The organism is Ruegeria sp. YTSB088 (genome assembly GCF_059609825.1).
On sequence record NZ_JBXWMM010000016.1, the window covers coordinates 15,750 to 34,963 of the forward strand.

The following is a 19,214-nucleotide window of genomic DNA, read 5'->3' on the forward strand; positions in this document are numbered from 1 at the left end:
GTTGGCCCTGTCTGGGCCGACCGGGCCTATTTTGGTGAAGGTGCTGCGTTCAGCAGCATTTCCCTGACCTCGTCAGCTTGGCCAATATGCAATCGAACGGGCAGAGTGATAACTTTGCTCCGAAAGGCCGGAGGCAGGCGTACGGCATCTTTCTCAGTTGTGATCATCTGAGCACCTAGCTGGCGCGCCTCGTTTTCCAGTCGGGTCATCAGGGCCTGAGTCAAGGGCTGGTGATCGTCCAGAGCTTCGGCGCGGACCAGCTCCACGCCTAGCTGCCGCAGGGTTTTGAAGAATTTCTCGGGATGGCCGATACCGGCAAATGCCAGACCGCGTGTTCCGGTCCAGTCCATGCCTGTTTTCAGGGGTTCGATTGCACCAGTGACATGGGGAACGGACAACTTGTCGCCCCACTGATCGGTGAAAGCCTGTTGTGTAGCCTCATCGCCCAGAGACAACACAAGGTCGGCCCGTTTCAACCCGATGTCGACCGGTTCCCGCAGCGGACCGGCAGGCAGACACAAGCCGTTTCCGAACCCGCGTTGTGCATCCACAACAATGATCGAGAAATCCTTGGCAACCGAGGGATTCTGAAAGCCGTCATCCAGAACAATTACCGAGGCCCCGCCCCCGGCAGCTGCACGGGCGCCTGCCGCCCGATCTTTGGCAACCCAGACTTCGGCGAACATCGCCAGAAGCAGCGGCTCGTCCCCAACTTCGGCAGCAGTGTGCTTGGCCGGATCAACCCGCACCGGCCCCTCCAAAGAGCCTCCGTGCCCCCGCGTGACGACATGTGGTTCATGCCAGCCATTTCTAAGTTGTTCGAGAGTCCAGATCACCGTGGGCGTCTTCCCGGTTCCACCGGCATTGAGGTTGCCGATACAGATCACTGGCACACCGGGTTTTTCACCGGTCTCCGAGGCGATCCTTCGCGCGGTTGCCGCTGCATAAAGGCGTCCAAAAGGCGCCAGCAGACGCGCCCTCAGATCCGGTTGGTCCGGGGTCGTGTTCCAGAAATCAGGTGCCCGCATGATCCGCACTCCGCTGATCCAGAATATCCTGCACCAATTCGATCAGGGCGTCAGCCTGTGGTGCGCCTTCGGTTAACAATTGCCATCCCGCCAACGCCATGTCGGCCGCTCGATCCGGGGCCAGAAGCTGCACAACGGCGTCGCCCAGTTCGGTCGCCGTTTTAACCTCCTTGGCAGCGTTCACTTGCCGCAGGCTGGAATAGAATTCCTGATGTCGATGCACATGCGGTCCGAACATGATCGCAGACCCCAGCGCGATTGCTTCGGACGGGTCTTGACCGCCCGCTCCGCGTTCAAGCGAACTGCCCATGAAGGTCACTGCTGCCATGCGATGCCACAGGCCCAGATTTTCGGGGTCCGATGTCAGGACCACCTGAGTGGTATCTTCAATCAGATCCCCTTCATCCCAATTGACGCAGCGCAGGTCCATCGATTCCAATCGCCGTCTTAACGGCATCACTTCTGGTTCATCTGCGACGTGCAGCACCAGAACCAGCCGATGCAGCATCCGCAGCGCCTGACGGTGGGCTGTCAGGACCGAGATAAATTCCTTGTCCTGAACCCATGCCGCCAACCAAACCGGGCGCCCCGCAAGCGTGTGAGTGGTTTCAATAAGCTCGTCTTCCGGCCAGGGCCGGGGGTCGGGGCTGATCCGCAAAGGCGGTGATTCCGCAACTTTTCCGGATTGAATGCCGAGACGGCGGATCTGCCGCGCCGTCTCGGCGGATGGCGTAAGAATCTTGCGGAAACAGTCAAAGGTCACCCGTGTGATGTCCGGCAGCCAACGGGCGTTTCGGGACAGTGTGACGCTGAACTGAGCGTCGAACAAGACCAGCGGGATCGCCTGTTCGTCAGCGCGCGTGATGATGTTGGGCATCAGGTCGCCACCGACCCACACCCCCATGTTCGGACGCCAGTATTCGACAAACTCGCGGGCTGCTCCACTCTGTTCCTGCGGCAAGTTGATCAAAGGGAACTTGCAATCCGGCCAGTTGGACAAATCCTCATCCGGGGGGACTGTGAGCAGGAAATTCAGATTGGCCCTGACTTGCAGCAACCGACGGCAGAAGTCGGTCACAGCCCGCAGTCGATCCGGAGTGGCAACCTGTATCCATACCAACTCTCCTTCGGGGCGCGGCATGTTGGATTGCGGCGCAACCCCGTTGCGCATGCCCCATGACAACACCCTGTAGGCGGCCAGGCTGAGCGAGCGCGGTTTGCTCATGTTCCGATTCCCGGCCCGGCCGGGTCCAGCAATGCGGACAGTTGCTGGTGAATCGCGGTGCTGGCTGCGATCACGCCGTTCAGCCTGGGGTGCGCATTGTTGAAGATCAGCTTTTGACCCGTACGGTCCGAACAGATTCCGCCTGCCTCTTGAATGATCAGGTCGCCTGCGGCAATGTCCCATTCCCAACTGGGGCGAAGGGTCAGCATGCCATCGAACCGTCCCTGTGCAACCAAAGCCATGCGATAGGCAAGCGAAGGGCGGTACGCGCGTTCGAACTCTGGTGCCTGCGCGTTGCGCCAATTCCGAGCGTCAAGGTTTGGCTTGGCGGCCAGAATTTCTGATTGCAAAAGCTCTGCGGTAACGGAGGTCGTGATCGTCTCACCATTGAGAGTCGCGCCCTGACCCTGTGCCGCCGTGTACAGCAAATCCCGCATCGGCAGGTAAATGACCGCCGCCGTCACCACGCCGTCATCGGCGACGGCTATGGAATGTGCCCAGGTGCGCGCGCCTTCTGCAAAGCTTCGGGTGCCGTCGATCGGATCGATGATGAAAGTGTTGCTGCGGTTCAGCCGGTCGGGTGAGTCTTCGGATTCCTCACTGAGCCAGCCATAGCCCGGCCGCGCTGAACACAACCGCTCCTCCAGCATCGCGTTGACAGCAAGATCCGCTTCGGTCACTGGCCCGGCGCCGTCAGGCTTGTCCCAGCGCTGTGCTTGCGTGCCGGAATAGCGTGTGGCGATCTTGCCGGCCTCCAGCGCCGCCTCGATCAGCAGGGGCAGGTCAGTTGCCGGCAAGTGTCATTCCTTCGATCAGAAGCGACGGAACCACGCGCGACAGATACGGGCGGGCATCATTCGCCGGAATGATCCTGCGCAGCATGTCCCGTAGATTGCCCGCGATGGTGCATTCATTGACCGGATGCGTGATCTCGCCACTCTCGACCCAGAACCCCGATGCACCCCGGGAATAGTCACCGGTATTGGGGTTGATCGTCGATCCGATCATGGATGTGACCAACAACCCGGTTCCCATATCGCGCAGCAGATCGGCACGGCTGTGATCGCCTTGTGTCAGACTCAGGTTCCAGTTGCTGGGAGAAGGCGGGCCCGAGACCCCGCGTGCAGCGTTACCCGTGGATGCCATATCCAGTTTTCGCCCGCTTGACAGGTCCAGCGTCCACCCGGTCAGGACGCCGTTTTCCACGATTGCCCGGCGTTGTGTCGGCAAACCCTCGGCATCAAAAGGGCGCGAGCCCGAGATGCGTGGCCGATGCGGGTCTTCGATCAGAGACAGGTGCACGGGCAGAACGTCCTGCCCCAGACAATCCTTGAGCCAGGATGCGCCCCGCGCGATTGCCGCACCATTGCTGGCGGCCAAAAGGTGGCCGATGAGCGAAGATGAGATTCGTTCGTCAAAGAGCACGGGAAAATTACCCGTTTCAGGTTTGCGCGCACCAACCTGTTGCACGGCGCGTTCACCTGCAGTGCGACCGATCTCATCCGCGCTGCGCAAGTCGGATTGGAACGTCCGGCTGTCGCCGTCATAGTCCCGTTCCATCCCGGTGCCTTCGCCCGAGATCGCAACACAGGATATCGACCGGCTACTGCGTTCATATCCGCCGGTAAACCCGTTTGTGGCGGCCAGATGCACACGGTGGGTTCCATAGCTTGCAGCCGCATCTGACACTTGGGTAACGCCGGTAACGGCCAGCGCTGCGGTCTCGGCCGTCAGAGCATCCTGCATCAGGGCTTCGGCAGACGGGGACGGGGCAGGGTCTGTCAATTCCAGTGACTCTATGTCCCAGTCTGTGACCAGCTGGTCCTTGTCAGCCAGCCCGGAAAACGGATCTTCGGGGGCTTCCTTGGCCATCGCAACGGCTCGTTCTGCCATTGCACGCAAGGTATCCGGCCGGCTGTCGGAACTGGACACAATGGCAGATCGTTTGCCCAGAAACACCCGCAATCCCAAATCAGTGCCTTCCGAGCGTTCGGCATGTTCCAGCGCCCCGCCCCGCACTTCGACCGAAACAGAGGATCCGTCGAGAACGATGGCATCCGCCGCGTCCGCGCCTGCCTTGCGGGCCGCGTCAAGCAAGTGCTGGCTGATTTCTTCTGGTGTGCGGGTCATGAGGCCTCCGGGTTGGTTGCCAAGGACCTAGCCTTGGACTGCCCGTCTCGCAAGACCTGTGACCAGATTGTATGTTGAGGATCGCGGTGAACCCGTGCCGTTTCAGAGGTTTGTGCAAGGGTCGGCAGGACGGAGAAAGGGCCGCATGTCGCGCGGCCCTTTCCTTTGATTGTCACTTGATACGCTGACCATTCGCCAGGATCTGACCGTCTTCGGTGAACTCGATCTTCGAGTTCAGAGTGTCCGGTTCTTCGCCCGGAACAGCCATCAGACCCATCATCATAAGGGCACCCAGCGCGTCTTCGTCCGAGATGATTCCCATGCCGATCAGGGTGTCGATCAACTGGTTGGCTCCAACCAGTTGCAGGTTCGCCACGCCGCTTGGGCTGGGCAGGCCATCAAACTCTTCGGTATTGGTGTTGTCGAAAGCAAAATCACCGTCACCGGTCAGTTTGGCGCCAACCAGCGAAACCAGCAGGTCGTTGATCTTCAACGAGTGCAGTTCTCCCGGCGCTTCGTCGGATTCGACGTCAATTTCAGGATCGAATATGTTCATCAGCACTTTCGCAGTACCCGTCGCATCCAACGCAATCGTCGCAGGATCACGCGGCAGTGCGCCCGCAGGATCGAAAATGCCCCACAATATATCCGACATGGTGAAATCAGTCAGGTTCAGCCCAAAGCCGAAGGGTTGAACCTCGTCCGATTGCTGGATGGGGAATTCGAAGTTCAGGCCAGCCTTGGCCATCGAAAGCTCGATCGGGAACGGCAAGCCCGCCGTGGTAACGGCCATCTTCGTGCTGTTCTGGTCAATGTCATAGACGATACGCTCTGCATCGATGCTGGCTGCAAATCGCCCGCCTTCGGATGTGCTGTTCATCGAGAACGCCTGACCTTCGCTGGTCCCGCTCAGATCAGTGCTGCCGGAAGCATAGGTGAAGGCGCCGTCAAACGAGAAACCAGCCTTGTAAAAGGCTTCTGGGTCCGAAAAGTCAAAATCCGGGGGGATCACGTTGTTGCCTTCAAATGCCAGTTGATCCAGTTGACCGTTGATCAGCCCGTTTTCGCCGCTTTCAGGATCCTGAAAGTTCAAATCATAGGTTAAAGTGGCTGCGTTGAAGGTCTGGCTGATATTGCGATTATCGCCGATCTGCATCCGCGAGCTGCCGGACAGATCGCTTGCTTCGGCATTTATGCCAAAGACTTCATTCGGCAAAGGCTGGCCGTCGACCTCAATCGAGTCCAGTTTCACCCCCAGCTGGTCAGCCGTGTAATCATAGGTCATGTCTTCTGGCGTGCCTGAAACGACCATGTTCAGTTGGCTGTGGGAATAGGTGACGGTGGCCGCAAAATCTTCATCTTCGGCCTGTCCGGTGACTTCCATGGGAAAGCTTTCCGGCAGTCCAATGGTAACGGTCCCGTCATCATTTTCGGTCAGTGTCATTTCTGGCATGACCATCCGAAACTGCCCTTCCTCTTCGGGAAAGGCCACTGAAAGCGTCATGTTTGAAATTGTGGTAACGTCGCCTGCGGTGCTTTCGTCCCCTGTGATGGTGTAACCCATCGAGGTGAAATAACTCTGCCAGTCGGACCAGACATCATTGGCTGACAGGTCGGCAAACGCCCCTTGGGCGGCAACGGCATAAGCCAGAGCAGCGCCGCAACTGCGGCGAAGGAAAACGGACATAAGGTAACCCTTCTTGATCAATTTGTGGCGCATGGTCGGGTTTGCAGCCGGTATCGTCAAGGGGGCAAGGGCTGGACCCTTTCCCCGTTTCCGCGTTACGGCTGTAGCCGACAGAGATTGCAATGCGTGAGGAGGGGCAAATGCAGGAAAAAACTGTTCTCATAACCGGGGCCAGCCGTGGAATTGGGGCCGAGGCAGGGCGCGTTTTTGCCGCAGCTGGTGCCAATGTCGCATTGGTGGCCCGCAGCCATGATCAAATTGACGCGCTGGCCGCAGAATTGGGCAATCAGGCCATCGCACTGGCCTGTGACGTCAGCGATTTCGCGCAGGTCGAGCAAGCCGTGGCCACATGCGTGGACCGGTTCGGTGGGCTGGATGTTCTGATCGGCAATGCGGGTGTGATCGATCCGATCTTTCATCTCTCGAACGCTGATACAGCGGCGTGGAGCAAGGCCATCGACATCAACCTGAAAGGCATTTTCTACGGGATGCGCGCGGCGTTGCCGGTGATGCGGGCCGCTGGAGGGGGGAGTATTCTCACGATCTCGTCCGGTGCAGCGTCGAACCCGGTTGAAGCCTGGAGCCATTATTGCGCCTCGAAGGCCGGGGCCAAGATGCTCACGGAATGCCTGCATCTGGAAGAAGCCCATAATGGTATTCGCGCCATGGGTCTTTCACCGGGGACGGTGGCCACCGAAATGCAGCGTTCGATCAAGGCCAGCGGCATCAATCCCGTCAGTCAGCTGGACTGGGATGTCCACATCCCCGCAGATTGGCCCGCACGGGCGCTGCTGTGGATGTGCTCCGATGATGCCGATGAGTTCCTTGGCACTGAAATTTCGCTGCGGCTTGATGACATTCGCAAGCGGGCCGGGCTGATATGATCGAATTGACCAAAGAGGACGGCCTCTGGATTGTCACGATCAATAACCCTGACAAAGCAAACGCCCTGACGGGGGCCATGCTGTCAGAACTGGCCGAGATTGCCGAGTCTGCGACAGACGCGAAGGCGTTGATCCTGACCGGCGCGGGCAAAGTGTTCAGCGCCGGGGCGGATCTGGACGAGGCACGCGCCGGTCTGGCCAGGTCGGATGTCTGGGAAAGACTGTCTGGCGCCATTGCCGCGCTGCCCTGTCTGACCGTCGCCGCACTGAACGGCACCTTGGCCGGCGGGGCCAATGGTATGGCACTGGCCTGTGATCTGCGCATTGCCGTGCCGTCGGCCAAGTTCTTCTATCCGGTGATGAAGCTGGGGTTTCTGCCACAACCGTCCGACCCCGCGCGGCTGGCGGCTCTGGTCGGACCGGCAAGGGCCAAGTTGATTCTTGTGGCCGGTCAGAAAATCACCGCGCAGGAAGCGTATGAATTTGGCCTGGTGGACCGGATTGTCGACCCCGATCACCTGATGCAAGCCGCACGCGATCTGGTGGCCGACAGCGTGAACGCCGCCCCCGAGATCGCAGCGGGAATCGCAAGGTTGTGCTCATGAGGTTGTCTGCACTACGCGTGCGGGTCGCTGATCCGGATCGGCTGGCCACGTTTTATCGCGACGTTCTGGGCATGTCCGTTCGCGAAGCAGAAACCGACCGTCGTGTCGGCTATGACGGCGCAGACGCAGACATTTTGTTGCTGCCGGGTGGAGGAGGGTACACCCATGACAAAGGGCAGCGGTACTGGAAGATAGGAATCACTGTACCGGATGTCGATCTTGCCGCGGCTCATCTGCGCAGGTTTGACGTTCCAGTGAGCGCGCCGAACCAGTTTCTGGACATCGGCTACATGTGCCATCTTGCGGATCCCGAAGGGTTCGTCATCGAACTGCTGCAACATGATTTCGAAGGCAACCGACCGCCGCATGCGGCGGACCCCGACGCGCCCTTTGCGCAGGCTCGGATCGGCCAGATTACCCTTCGAACCGGCGATATTGCCGCCGAAGACGCGTTCTGGCGTGCCCAGGGCATGTCGTTGTTGTCGATGCAGGAGGTCGTCCCCTACGGCTTCGATCTGCATTTCTATGCCTTTATGGACGAAACCCCTCCCAATCCTGATCTTTGGGCTGTTGAAAACCGCGAATGGCTGTGGAAACGCGCCTATACGACGATGGAATTCCAGCATATTGCGGGCGCACAATTCGCGCATGTGCCGGACTTTCTGGGTATCGAGATCGAAGGTCTGTCCGAACCACTGACAGATACTTTCGGCGACCCGATTCTGCCGGGCTGATCACCTCCCGCGCCGCTTGCCCGGAACTTTCGAACGAAACCCGGGTGGGCGTTTGCGAACCCAGATCAGAAATTTCTCAAGCCTTGGATGCGCACGCAAGGCCTCGACCGTGTTGAAACTGCGCGCCAGTTCGGCTTCGGTCAGGGTGGTGTGCACCTCTTTGTGGCAGATCTGATGCAGCAGAACGGTCGGTCCGCCCTTGCCTCCTTTGAGTTTTGGGATCAGATGATGCAGGCTGCCACCCCCGTCGGGGATCGGGCGGCCGCAAAGCGGGCAGATCGGATCGCTGTTCGTCATGACGATATGAAACTTGCGCCTGTGACGGGCGAAGGCAAGAGGGTGCGAATGGCGCAGGCAGTGGTGATCGGAGCAGGCCCCGCCGGGTTGATGGCAGCCGAGCAACTGGTAGCAGCCGGGCATTCCGTATTGGTGGCCGAGGCCAAACCTTCGGTCGCGCGCAAGTTCCTGATGGCCGGGAAGTCGGGTCTGAACCTGACCAAGGACGAGCAGCTTGATGACCTGATCCGCGCCTATGGTGTGGCGGCGGATTGGTTGCGCCCGATCATTTCAGCCTTTGATGCCGAGGCGGTGCAGCGCTGGGCGCGTGATCTGGGTCAGACGCTGTTTGTCGGCTCGACGGGGCGTGTATTTCCTGAATCCATGAAGGCCTCGCCTTTGTTGCGGGCCTGGCTGGCACGGTTGGGCGAGTCCGGTTTCGAGGTCAGGACCCGCTGGCGTTGGACCGGCTGGGACGGTGAAGCGCTGGTGTTTGACACCCCGGACGGGCGGCGCAGTATCTCAGCGGATGCCACCGTGCTGGCACTGGGCGGCGCAAGCTGGGCCCGCCTTGGCTCGGACGGTCACTGGGCGCAGATATTGGGCAGTAAAGGTGTGGCTCTGGCTCCGTTTGAACCTGCGAACTCAGCTATTTCAGTCGATTGGAGCTCTCATATGCAGCCTCATTTCGGGGCCGCATTGAAATCGGTCCGATGGATTGCAGGCGACCTTGAGAGTCGAGGAGAGGCAGCGATTTCCGAGACCGGTCTGGAGGGCGGCGGGCTTTATTCTCTGACACCGGCCTTGCGTACGGGGAAGCCTTTGTTTGTTGATCTGATGCCCGATCTGGATCGACAGGTTCTGCTGGCGCGGTTTTCTGCAAAACGGTCAAAAACAACGTTATCCCAGTGGATGAGAAAGTCGTTGAACCTGTCCGCTCAGAAAATCGCCCTGTTTCATGAAATGGCAAAACGCGGCGGCCACTCTCAATCCGTGCAAATGAGCATGTTGAAAAAGCTGCCAATCCGGCATGCCGGACTTCGCCCGATGGATGAAGCCATTTCGACCGCAGGTGGTGTGAAACGGACAGCGCTGGATGACGGGCTGATGCTGACGGCCCTGCCGGGTGTGTTCTGCACCGGTGAAATGCTGGATTGGGAGGCCCCAACCGGGGGATATCTGCTCACGGCTTGCTTTGCTACTGGGCGCTGGGCCGGTCAGGCCGCCGCAAATTGGCTTGAAACGGCCAAGTGATTTAGCGGGATCGCGCCAACATCGCCAAACGGATCATCGCGCGTTCCACCAGCGCCATGGCAGGGGCTGTTTGCCCGGCGGACCGCAGCGACAAATCCGTATCCGTCAGAACCGTCAGCGCGGTTTGCAGCTTGGCCGCCCCCCAACCCTGTGCCTGCCGCAGGATGCGGTCGCGCCGTTTGCCGTAAACCGGCGGACGCAGCTTGCCGATGCCCTGCGCGGCACCACCGGGATCGGACGCGCAGGCATAGAGTGTCCGAAAATGCCGCGTCGCCCCGATGCACAGTGTCACTCCGTTGGTGCCTTGCGCCTGCAACCTACGGATCAGCGGCCCGATCTCACCCGCGCGGCCCTCGGCCACGACGTTGAGAACGTCATCCAGCGCCGCCTCGGTCGAGCGAGGAGCGCAGGCCTCGATATCTTCGACTGTCAAGTCAGAGCTGTCATCACGCTTGTAAAGTGACAATTTTTCAATCGTTTGCGCGAAATCACCGGGGCTGAGGCTGACGGCCAACTCGCTGATTGCAGACATGACATCTCGGGGCACGTTTTTTATACCCGACTCGGCAAGAACCCGTTCCACTTCGGCGCGTGAGGGCGGGTCGTCATAAATACCAACCGCATAGGCGGCAGGGTGGCCTTCGAACGCCTTGCGGATTTTCGAGCTGGGTTTCAATTGCCCTGCGGTCACCATGATCTGGGCATCTCCGGGGGCCCAGTCTTCGAGCGCGGCCAAAATCGCAGGCGCTGCGGTTTCAGTTGCATCTTCCACGAAAACGGCACGTGGGCCGGGAAAGAAGCCGGCCGCCTTGACTGCGTCCAGCAGCAGAGCGGGATCACCACGCAGATCGCCCCCCGGCAGACGGGTCAGACGCATTTCTTCTTCGGCTTCGGGGCCAAGCAGAGCGGCCAGCACCTGTTGCCGCTTGAGCGCAACCCGCATCGCATCCGCGCCATAGATAAGCAGCCCGGTCTTGTCCGCGTCCGGCTTGGCAAAATACCCGTCAGCCTCGCGCGGGCTCAGCTTCATGCGGCCAGGTCCGGTGTGGCGTAAAGACGATTCATGATCTGACTCGACAGAATCACCATCAGTCGTTCCTTGGCATCGCGCTCATCCGCCAACGTGGAAACGGTCGATCCTGCGGCAGAATAAGACACAAAGTCCGCCACCGAGCCCGAGGCGATGATCTGACCGGTTGCGTTGGACCGCAGGGCATACTGCGCGCTTCCGTCGATGGTGTAGCGTTGCGTTTCGTTGGTTGTGGTGATTGCGGCGCCCCGTGTTACGGTCGAAACCTGAACATCCAACTTGTAGTCGTTGACCGACCCGGCGCTTCGTCCCAGTTGCTGTTCCAGATTTTGGACCAGCAAATAGCTTTCCACGGTGTTGGGGGCGGACACTTCGACACGGCCGTACAAGGCCGAACCCGATCCACCAGGTGCATAGACAGGCTCAAAGCCGCAGGCGACCAGTGCCAGCGGCATCAGTAAAAAGGTTCTGCGATCAAACGACGACATTCACAATCCGGCCCGGAACTACGATCACTTTCTTCGGCGCGTTACCTTCCAGCGCCTTTTGGACAGCTTCGGTGCTGAGCGCGATTTTTTCAACCTCAGCTTTGTCCAGATCTTTGGCAACGCTGATTTCCGCGCGACGCTTGCCGTTGATCTGAATCGGCAAGGTGACGGTGTCATCGACTAGCATCGCCTCGTCGGCGACGGGCCATGGCGCAACAGCCACAAGGCCTTCGCCGCCCTGATGGGCCCAAATATCTTCCGCCAGATGTGGTGTCATCGGCGACATCAGCTGTGCCAGCGTTTTGATGGCCTGCTTTTGGGCCGCAGCACCTGCCTTGGATTTTGCCAGGGTGTTGGTGAAGGCATAAAGCTTGGCGATGGCTGCATTGAAGCCAAAGCTTTCAACACCCAAAGTCACGTCGCGGATGGTTTTGTGCATCTCGCGCAGCAGATCCTCATCCCCTTCGCCCGTGGCGTTCGGGTCCATGGCACCGATCTTGTCACAGAGGTTCCAAATACGGTTGAGGTGCTTGTACGCGGCCTCAGCCCCCGCAGCGGTCCATTCCACGTCCCGTTCGGGCGGCGAATCGGATAGAACGAACCAGCGGGCTGTGTCGGCGCCGAAGGCCGAGATGATGTCGATTGGATCTACAACATTGTTCTTGGACTTTGACATTTTGGCTGACGGTACTGTTTCCACAGCCTTCGTCGCATCATGTTTTACAACTGAGTAGTTTTCTGAGAACGATAAATCTTCGTTGTAGTCAGCTTTTAGCACTCCAACTCGCTTGCCATCATACAAGCCAACGATCACATCTTCGGGGTAGTGAAATACCGCCTTTGTTACGCCGATTTCCTTTTCTTCGCCGTCAATTACGTCCGATCGCTTAAAGCGTTTTCGGGTAAAATAAATTTCATGCGTGACCATGCCTTGGGTGAACAGCGCGTCGAAGGGTTCGATGGCTTTGTCCGGCAAATGCCCGGTGATGTTCATCGCGCGTGCGAAGAACCGTGAATACAGCAGGTGCAGAATCGCGTGTTCGATACCGCCGATATACTGGTCGACATTCATCCAGTATTCCGCCTCGGCCAGATCAGTGGGGGTTTCGGCACGTGGAGCGGTGAAACGGGCGAAATACCATGAGGAATCGACGAACGTGTCCATCGTGTCGGTCTCGCGCCTGGCGGGGGCACCACAATTCGGGCAAGCGCATTCGCGCCACGTCGGGTGACGATCCAGCGGATTTCCCGGTTTGTCGAATGTGACATCGTCGGGCAGGCGAACCGGCAGATTCTCTTTCTTTTCAGGGACCACACCACAGCTGTCGCAGTGAACGACAGGAATCGGACAACCCCAATAGCGCTGACGGCTCAAGCCCCAGTCACGCAGACGATACTTGGTTACTCCTTCGCCCCAACCGGCTTTTTCGGCAAAATCGACGGTGGCGTTGATCGCTTCTTCGCCGGTTGCTTCGGTCAGGCCCGCGAAATGGTTCACCCAGCGGACTTTTTCGGTCTTTGGCGGGACAAAGGCGATCTTGTCGACCGGCGTGTCGTCGTCCAGCGCAAAGAACGTATCGACCACGGGCAGATCGTATTTGCGGCAGAAATCAAGGTCGCGCTGGTCATGGGCCGGGCAGGCAAAAATCGCGCCGGTGCCATAATCCATCAAGATGAAATTGGCGATCCAGACCGGCAGTTCCCAGTTCGGGTCCAGCGGGTGCTTGACGCGGATACCGGTGTCAAAGCCCAGCTTTTCCGCGGTTTCGATGGCTTCTTCCGTGGTGCCGCCCTTGCGGCATTCCTCAACGAATTCAGCAACTTCTGGGTTTTCGGCCTCAAGCTGTTTGGCGATCGGATGATCGGGCGAGATCCCCACGAAGGACGCACCCAGCAGCGTGTCGGGGCGCGTTGTGTAGACGGTGATCGGTTCCCCACCATCCGTGCGCTCGAACCCGAATTGCAGGCCGCGCGACTTGCCAATCCAGTTTTCCTGCATCAGCCGAACCTTGGCGGGCCAGTTTTCCAGCGTGTCCAGAGCGTCCAGCAGTTCTTCGGAATAATCCGAGATCTTGAAGAACCACTGTGTCAGCTCGCGCCGTTCCACCAGCGCGCCCGAGCGCCATCCGCGCCCGTTCTCCACCTGTTCATTGGCCAAAACGGTCATGTCGACCGGATCCCAGTTCACCACGGCGTTCTTGCGGTAGACCAGCCCGGCCTCGAGCATGTCGAGGAACAGTGCCTGCTGCTGGCCATAATATTCCGGGTCACATGTGGCGAATTCACGGGACCAGTCGATCGACAGGCCCAGCGGCTTCATCTGGGCGCGCATGTCGGCGATATTGCCGTAAGTCCACTCTTTAGGGTGGCCGCCAATCGCCATGGCAGCGTTTTCCGCCGGCATCCCGAACGCGTCCCAGCCCATTGGGTGCAGAACATTGTGCCCGGTGGCCAGCTTGTGCCGCGCGATGACGTCGCCCATCGTATAGTTGCGCACATGCCCCATATGGATTCGGCCGGACGGGTAGGGGAACATCTCAAGCACATAGTATTTCGGCTTGTCCGCCTTGTGGTTGGCGGTGAAGATTCCTGCCTTGTCCCAGGCCTCTTGCCATTTTGCTTCGATTTCGGTGGCCGAATAGCGCGACATTGTGCGGTCCTTCGTGAATGAAAACGCCGGGTAGGAACCCGGCGTGGTATTAGTGTGATTTTCGGCGGGTTGCTAGAACTTGTTGTCCTCGATGCGCAGCTGACGGGCGCGGGACAGAATCGCATCCTCCACGGCACGTGTTGTTGCCGCGCTTACCGGGGCGCCACCGCTGGATTGCAGGGCGACGGACAAAGACCGGGCTGCAAGCGCCGGATCGCTGACGTGTACGGTCGCCCTGTATGACCGGCCACCACCCGGAGGAGTGCCGTAACCTGTTACGATCACTCCGGTAAACGGATCGACCTCCTGCACAGGCAGGAAACTCAATATGTCCAGAGAAGCTGCCCACAGGTACCGGTTTACATTGGTGGTCTGCTCGGCCGTGCTGCGGTCAAAAATATCCCACAACGTTGAACGTTCGGGATCGTTCAGTTCGCGTTCATCGGAGTTACCGCTGGCGGGATTGGGGGAATATGTCGAAGTGGTTCGATTCTGCCCGCATGCCGCAATAGTGGTGGTCAGCATGATTAATCCCAAAATCGTAGGCAGGCGCATTGTCAGCAGGTCCTGTTTCACTTGTTGTGCAGTATTCAGGGCATACTCCTAGCCAAGGACCCTCGCTGCAACAAGCCTATTCTTCTGAAATGTAAGTGTATCACCCGCATCCGGGCGAAAAGGAACTGTGGCATCCTTGCACCAATCTGACCCCAATGACGTGACCGGGTTTATGCCAAGCTTGCGCAACAGGGGCAAAAAGAGCGAAACGGTGTCCGTGCTGAGACATATGCCTAGGCATGTGTCGAGTAGATAACTCTTTTGAATGAAACCGAGGGAAACAAGATGAAAAAAGTTCTCTTCGCATCGACGGCGCTGATCGCGACCGCAGGCGTTGCAGCAGCTGAAGTTAACTTCAGCGGTTATGGCCGTTTTGGTATTGGCTACACTGAAGATCGTAGCGAAACCACCATCGTTCGTGGGCCTGGCGCCGATGGCCTGAACGGGACAGCCGACGACGTCCTGGCAAGCTCGACCGCTCAAACCGACGACGTCATTCTGGTATCGCGCTTCCGTCTGAACATCGACGGCATCGCAGAAACCGATGGCGGCGTACGTTTTGAAGGCCGTGTTCGTCTGCAGGCCGACGAAGACGCCAGCAACGGTGAAGCAAACTCGGCCGGCCTGAACGGCGCACGCTTCTCGGTCATCTACGGTGGTCTGCGTGTTGACGCGGGCAACGTCGCAGGTTCGTTTGACAACCTGGCAAACTACTACGGCAACGAAGTAGGTCTGGAACTGTTCGCTGGTCAGTACTCGGGCGTTAACTATAACTTCCTGGCGTACTCGTCGACCGGTTCGGGTGCGAACGCTGTGTTCTTCCAGTACTCCGTAGGCGACTTCTCGTTTGGCGCATCGTATGACCAAGCACAGGCTACCGTTATCGGAGCTGGTGGTACAACTTCGACCACCGTTGACGCAGACCGCTGGGACATCAGCGCAACCTACACCTTCAACAACATCACTGCCGCTGTGGCCTATGGTCAGACCGACGCGGGTGTTGCCGGTGTAAGCGATCCGAGCCTGACCGTTCTGACCCTGGGTGGCGAATGGGGTGACTTCTCGGGTACTCTGTTTGTCGCGGACGACTCAACTGGGGTTGCAGCGACTGACGGTACTGCATGGGGTCTGTCGGCTGCCTACAACTTGGGCGCTGCAACCACCCTGCTGTTCACCTACGGTGACGGTAACGCCTCTGCTGACCTTCAGCAGGTTGCTATCGGTGCGATCTACGACCTGGGTGGCGGTGTATCGCTGCGCGGTGGTCTGGGTGTAAACGACTGTGACTCTTGCGCAGACTCGACTATGAAGGCTGACTTCGGTGCTCAGTTCAACTTCTAAGCTGATCTGAACCGTAAGGTTTAAGGGCGGGTCTTCGGACTCGCCCTTTTCTTTTGTGCCGACTTGGTGTTTTTCTGCGCCAAAGACAGATTGAGGGCTCCATGTCGTTGCAAGAGATCACCGCGCGTATCGCCAAAGCCGAAGCCAAAGCACAAAGGCAGGCCGGTTCGGTCAAATTGATTGCCGTGTCCAAGGTGCAGCCCAACGAACGGGTTCAGGCTGTTCTTGAGCAGGGGCACAGGTGTTTTGGTGAGAACCGGGTGCAGGAGGCGGCCAGCAAATGGCCCGCTTTCAAAGAGCAGTTCGATGCTGTCGATCTGCATCTCATCGGCCCTTTGCAGACCAACAAGGCCAGGCAGGCAATGGAACTGTGTAATGCGATCCATTCTGTCGATCGCCTCAAACTGGCCAAAACCCTGGCGCGGCTGGCGCAAGAGGTGGGATGCTGCCCCGACCTGTTCATTCAAGTCAATACGGGTGAAGAAACGCAGAAAGCAGGCGTTCTTCCTGCGGACGCGGACGGGTTCGTCGCGGAATGCCAGTCTTTGGATCTTCCGGTGCGTGGGTTGATGTGCATCCCGCCGGTCGATGAAGAACCCACACTTCATTTCGCGCTTTTGGCCAAAATCGCCGCACGCAACGGGCTTGGGGGGTTGTCGATGGGTATGAGTGGTGATTTCGAGCAGGCCATCGCCTTGGGCGCGACCCATGTCCGCGTCGGATCGGCCATTTTCGGCGAGCGGCTCAAACCTCTGGGATAATCAGGCGCGTTCCAAGGGAAATTCGCCCTGCAATCCAGTGCAGATGGTCCCGACGGAAGGCAATGCAGCCTTCGGTTGGGTAACCGGGCCTGCGCCATTGGTGCAGAAAAATCGCCGATCCCTTGCCGGGAACCGCATTCGGCCAGTTCCAGTCTGTCAACAGGACCAGATCGTAAAGCGGATCGGCCCGGCGCAGTTTTTCATGACTGAACGCATAAGGGGCAGACACCATGTGATTGTAATGGGTGTCCTCTACATCATCCGACCATAAGTCCATCGGCCCAATCGGGATCGCCCAGAAGTTGGGTGCGATCAGCCGATCAGGTCGGTAGAGCATTCCAACGATCCGATGGCATCCCGTAGGTGTCGCCCCATCGCCCTCGCGTTTCGTGTTGCTCAATCCGCCTTTGCCAATGGAACAGGCGAAAGTCCTGCCAAGAAAGCGAACGCCACGCGGGGAAAGCACAAGATCTTCTGGGATCACAGCAAGTGCCCGGATTTCGCGGCTTTCGTGGCCAAGTACCCCCGGTTATGCGCGGTTTCGCCCACTTTCAATGGTACACGTTCGGTTACGGCAATGCCTGCCCGCTCCATCATCGAGATCTTGGCGGGGTTGTTGGTGAGCAGGCGCACCGAATTGAAACCCAGAGATTTCAGGATATCCGATCCAAGTCGGAAATCGCGCTCATCATCTTCAAAGCCGAGCCTGTGGTTGGCTTCTACCGTGTCAAAGCCCTGATCCTGAAGAAAATAGGCTCGCATCTTGTTGGCCAGCCCGATACCGCGCCCTTCTTGGTTCAGGTACAGAAGAACACCTGCCCCTTCGGCCCCCATTTGTGCCAGGGCGCCGCGCAATTGCGGACCGCAGTCGCATTTCAGGCTGCCCATCAGATCGCCCGTGAAACAGGCAGAATGCAACCGGGCCAGAACCGGCTTGTCCCGATCCGGGCGGCCTATTTCGACCGCGTAATGTTCTTCTCCGCCATCTTCGGGGCGGAAAACATGCAGGCGACCGGCCTCGGACACTTCCATCGGAAGGCGGGCGGCGACCACCTCATGCAAGGCGCTGCGGTCCGCAAGATGCGGCGCGGCGCGTGTGTGATCAATGCAGGTCAGGCCATGCGAAGCGGCCAAGGCCCGTCCGTCTTCAACCGGCACGACGACCGCAGCAGGAAGAATGCGAGCCGACTTGGCCAACGCAATTGCTATGCGGTGCAGATTGGCGTTACCGTGGCGCTCGGTCATCAGCGGCCCTTTCATCGGCGCGTTCAGATCGTCCGAGGGATCGGCAACCGCCTGCACCCATGTGATGTCTGCATCAGCGGGAATCGAAACCCGCGCGAGATCACCGTCATAGGCCCGCGCTTTAAGAGTTTCAGCCCGCCGCCCGGTAATGGCCACCACCGGTTCCCCGAGCTTTTTCAGATCAGCCAGGCGCTGTGGGCTGAGCGTTTCCGCAGAGATCGCCACAACGCTAAAGCCTCTGTCATCGGTCAGAACCACAGGAACGCCCATGCGCAGATCGGCCCGGGCCCTGGCCAGAAGTTCGGTGATATCGGGAATGAGACTCATCTATGTTACCCTATAACGCTGAGCCCTTCTCCTAGCTCTTTCGAAAGGAAATGTGAAACATTTCTGCCAACTCTGACACGAAGGCGTGAAACCGTTGCAGCAAATCTTGTTGATTGCATATTCCGCGCGCAAGTGATGGAAAAGCGTTTGGAGGACCGGGAAATGGCTCAACTCAAGAAAATCCTGTTGGTGGACGATGACGAGGATCTGCGCGAGGCGCTCAGCGAGCAACTTGTAATGACCGAGGATTTTGACGTTTTCGAAGCGTCAGACGGCCAGTCCGCAATGGAGCGCGCGCGCGAAGCGATCTATGATCTGGTCATTCTTGATGTTGGTCTGCCCGATACCGATGGGCGGGAACTGTGTCGCCTGATGCGCAAACAGGGTGTCAAAAGCCCGATCCTGATGCTGACCGGTCATGACAGCGATGCCGATACGATCCTTGGCCTGGACGCCGGCGCGAACGATTATGTCTCCAAACCATTCAAATTCCCGGTGTTGTTGGCCCGTATCCGCGCTCAGCTGCGGCAGCACGAACAATCCGAAGACGCGGTATTTGTGCTTGGCCCCTACACCTTTAAGCCAGCGATGAAGATGCTGATCACGGAAGAAGATCGCAAAATCCGTCTGACCGAAAAAGAAACCAACATCCTCAAATTCCTGTACCGTTCGACCGATGGCGTCGTGGCGCGGGATGTGCTGTTGCACGAAGTGTGGGGTTATAATGCCGGGGTCACGACCCACACGCTGGAAACCCACATCTACCGTCTGCGTCAGAAGATCGAGCCCGATCCGTCCAATGCGCGCCTTTTGGTCACAGAATCGGGTGGATATAGGCTCGTGTCTTAACTGGTTGTGGATTGATGTGGATCAAAGTGATACTCTGTACTCATAATTAGGTTACTCCCAACCCGTGCATGTCCGGGTTATGACATGTACCTCCCTGTTGGACTGCCGGGCCGAATGGCCCGGCTTTTTTTCGTTGCTGAGGGAA

19 protein-coding genes are annotated in these 19,214 nt (G+C 58.7%); 7 read left to right on the forward strand and 12 right to left on the reverse strand.

What is annotated here, in order from left to right; all coding sequences use genetic code 11:
• Positions 1-26: 26 nt before the first annotated feature.
• The 5 genes from lpxK to AC2FFA_RS20080 all read right to left on the reverse strand — a co-directional run bounded on the left by lpxK (position 27) and on the right by AC2FFA_RS20080 (position 6,070).
• Positions 27-1,028 (reverse strand): tetraacyldisaccharide 4'-kinase, encoded by a 1,002-nt coding sequence (gene lpxK / locus AC2FFA_RS20060; RefSeq protein WP_496852995.1) that lies wholly within the window; start codon positions 1,026-1,028, stop codon positions 27-29.
• Positions 1,015-2,253 (reverse strand): 3-deoxy-D-manno-octulosonic acid transferase, encoded by a 1,239-nt coding sequence (locus AC2FFA_RS20065; protein WP_496852997.1) that lies wholly within the window; start codon positions 2,251-2,253, stop codon positions 1,015-1,017. The genes lpxK and AC2FFA_RS20065 overlap by 14 nt, the downstream gene beginning before the upstream one ends.
• On the reverse strand, positions 2,250-3,050 hold the full coding sequence (locus AC2FFA_RS20070) for an inositol monophosphatase family protein (RefSeq protein ID WP_496852998.1): 801 nt from the start codon (positions 3,048-3,050) through the stop codon (positions 2,250-2,252). Before AC2FFA_RS20070 ends, AC2FFA_RS20065 begins: the two co-directional genes overlap by 4 nt.
• Positions 3,037-4,383, reverse strand: coding sequence for a TldD/PmbA family protein (locus tag AC2FFA_RS20075; RefSeq protein ID WP_496853000.1), 1,347 nt, complete (start codon positions 4,381-4,383; stop codon positions 3,037-3,039). The genes AC2FFA_RS20070 and AC2FFA_RS20075 overlap by 14 nt, the downstream gene beginning before the upstream one ends.
• A gap of 172 nt (positions 4,384-4,555) precedes the next feature.
• Entirely contained in the window at positions 4,556-6,070 is a 1,515-nt protein-coding gene (locus AC2FFA_RS20080) for a DUF2125 domain-containing protein (RefSeq protein WP_496853001.1), read from the reverse strand.
• 140 nt (positions 6,071-6,210) lie between these two features.
• Between AC2FFA_RS20080 and AC2FFA_RS20085 the strand changes: the two genes are divergently transcribed.
• Genes AC2FFA_RS20085 through AC2FFA_RS20095 form a run of 3 tightly spaced genes read left to right on the forward strand, consistent with a single transcriptional unit; the run spans position 6,211 to position 8,293 of the window.
• Positions 6,211-6,954, forward strand: a complete 744-nt coding sequence (locus AC2FFA_RS20085; RefSeq protein ID WP_117872017.1) for an SDR family oxidoreductase — start codon at positions 6,211-6,213, stop codon at positions 6,952-6,954.
• Positions 6,951-7,559 (forward strand): enoyl-CoA hydratase/isomerase family protein, encoded by a 609-nt coding sequence (locus tag AC2FFA_RS20090; RefSeq protein ID WP_496853003.1) that lies wholly within the window; start codon positions 6,951-6,953, stop codon positions 7,557-7,559. Before AC2FFA_RS20085 ends, AC2FFA_RS20090 begins: the two co-directional genes overlap by 4 nt.
• A complete protein-coding gene (locus tag AC2FFA_RS20095) occupies positions 7,556-8,293 on the forward strand; it encodes a VOC family protein (RefSeq protein ID WP_496853005.1) in 738 nt (245 codons plus the stop codon). The genes AC2FFA_RS20090 and AC2FFA_RS20095 overlap by 4 nt, the downstream gene beginning before the upstream one ends.
• On the opposite strand, the gene AC2FFA_RS20100 is transcribed toward AC2FFA_RS20095, so the two are convergent.
• A complete protein-coding gene (locus AC2FFA_RS20100; RefSeq protein ID WP_496853006.1) occupies positions 8,294-8,590 on the reverse strand; it encodes an HNH endonuclease in 297 nt (98 codons plus the stop codon). It lies immediately after the preceding gene.
• Between the two features lie 48 nt (positions 8,591-8,638).
• On the opposite strand from AC2FFA_RS20100, the gene AC2FFA_RS20105 reads away from it, so the two are divergent.
• Entirely contained in the window at positions 8,639-9,823 is a 1,185-nt protein-coding gene (locus AC2FFA_RS20105) for a TIGR03862 family flavoprotein (RefSeq protein ID WP_496853007.1), read from the forward strand.
• Between the two features lies 1 nt (position 9,824).
• Here the strand turns inward: AC2FFA_RS20105 and holA are convergent, their stop codons facing one another.
• From holA to AC2FFA_RS20125, 4 genes are all read right to left on the reverse strand, one after another.
• Positions 9,825-10,853 carry a DNA polymerase III subunit delta gene (holA, locus tag AC2FFA_RS20110; RefSeq protein ID WP_496853009.1) on the reverse strand — a complete coding sequence of 343 codons (1,029 nt, stop codon included), beginning with the start codon at positions 10,851-10,853 and terminating at the stop codon, positions 9,825-9,827.
• Positions 10,850-11,341, reverse strand: coding sequence for an LPS assembly lipoprotein LptE (gene lptE / locus AC2FFA_RS20115; RefSeq protein WP_299643929.1), 492 nt, complete (start codon positions 11,339-11,341; stop codon positions 10,850-10,852). The genes holA and lptE overlap by 4 nt, the downstream gene beginning before the upstream one ends.
• Positions 11,328-13,991, reverse strand: coding sequence for a leucine--tRNA ligase (leuS, locus tag AC2FFA_RS20120; RefSeq protein ID WP_496853011.1), 2,664 nt, complete (start codon positions 13,989-13,991; stop codon positions 11,328-11,330). Before leuS ends, lptE begins: the two co-directional genes overlap by 14 nt.
• Before the next feature lie 72 nt (positions 13,992-14,063).
• Positions 14,064-14,546 (reverse strand): DUF3576 domain-containing protein, encoded by a 483-nt coding sequence (locus AC2FFA_RS20125; protein WP_496853012.1) that lies wholly within the window; start codon positions 14,544-14,546, stop codon positions 14,064-14,066.
• Positions 14,547-14,831: 285 nt separating this feature from the next.
• Between AC2FFA_RS20125 and AC2FFA_RS20130 the strand changes: the two genes are divergently transcribed.
• Positions 14,832-15,887 carry a porin gene (locus AC2FFA_RS20130; RefSeq protein ID WP_117872956.1) on the forward strand — a complete coding sequence of 352 codons (1,056 nt, stop codon included), beginning with the start codon at positions 14,832-14,834 and terminating at the stop codon, positions 15,885-15,887.
• Between the two features lie 101 nt (positions 15,888-15,988).
• Positions 15,989-16,648, forward strand: coding sequence for a YggS family pyridoxal phosphate-dependent enzyme (locus AC2FFA_RS20135; RefSeq protein WP_496853014.1), 660 nt, complete (start codon positions 15,989-15,991; stop codon positions 16,646-16,648).
• Here the strand turns inward: AC2FFA_RS20135 and AC2FFA_RS20140 are convergent.
• Both AC2FFA_RS20140 and ribA read right to left on the reverse strand, forming a co-directional pair.
• Positions 16,632-17,132: a L,D-transpeptidase family protein gene (locus AC2FFA_RS20140; protein WP_496719787.1), complete on the reverse strand. Its 501-nt coding sequence runs from the start codon at positions 17,130-17,132 to the stop codon at positions 16,632-16,634. The two genes, AC2FFA_RS20135 and AC2FFA_RS20140, sit on opposite strands and share 17 nt — an antisense overlap.
• On the reverse strand, positions 17,129-18,220 hold the full coding sequence (gene ribA, locus AC2FFA_RS20145) for a GTP cyclohydrolase II (RefSeq protein ID WP_299900959.1): 1,092 nt from the start codon (positions 18,218-18,220) through the stop codon (positions 17,129-17,131). Before ribA ends, AC2FFA_RS20140 begins: the two co-directional genes overlap by 4 nt.
• Before the next feature lie 162 nt (positions 18,221-18,382).
• On the opposite strand from ribA, the gene AC2FFA_RS20150 reads away from it, so the two are divergent.
• A complete protein-coding gene (locus AC2FFA_RS20150) occupies positions 18,383-19,069 on the forward strand; it encodes a response regulator transcription factor (RefSeq protein WP_117872957.1) in 687 nt (228 codons plus the stop codon).
• Positions 19,070-19,214: the final 145 nt, after the last annotated feature.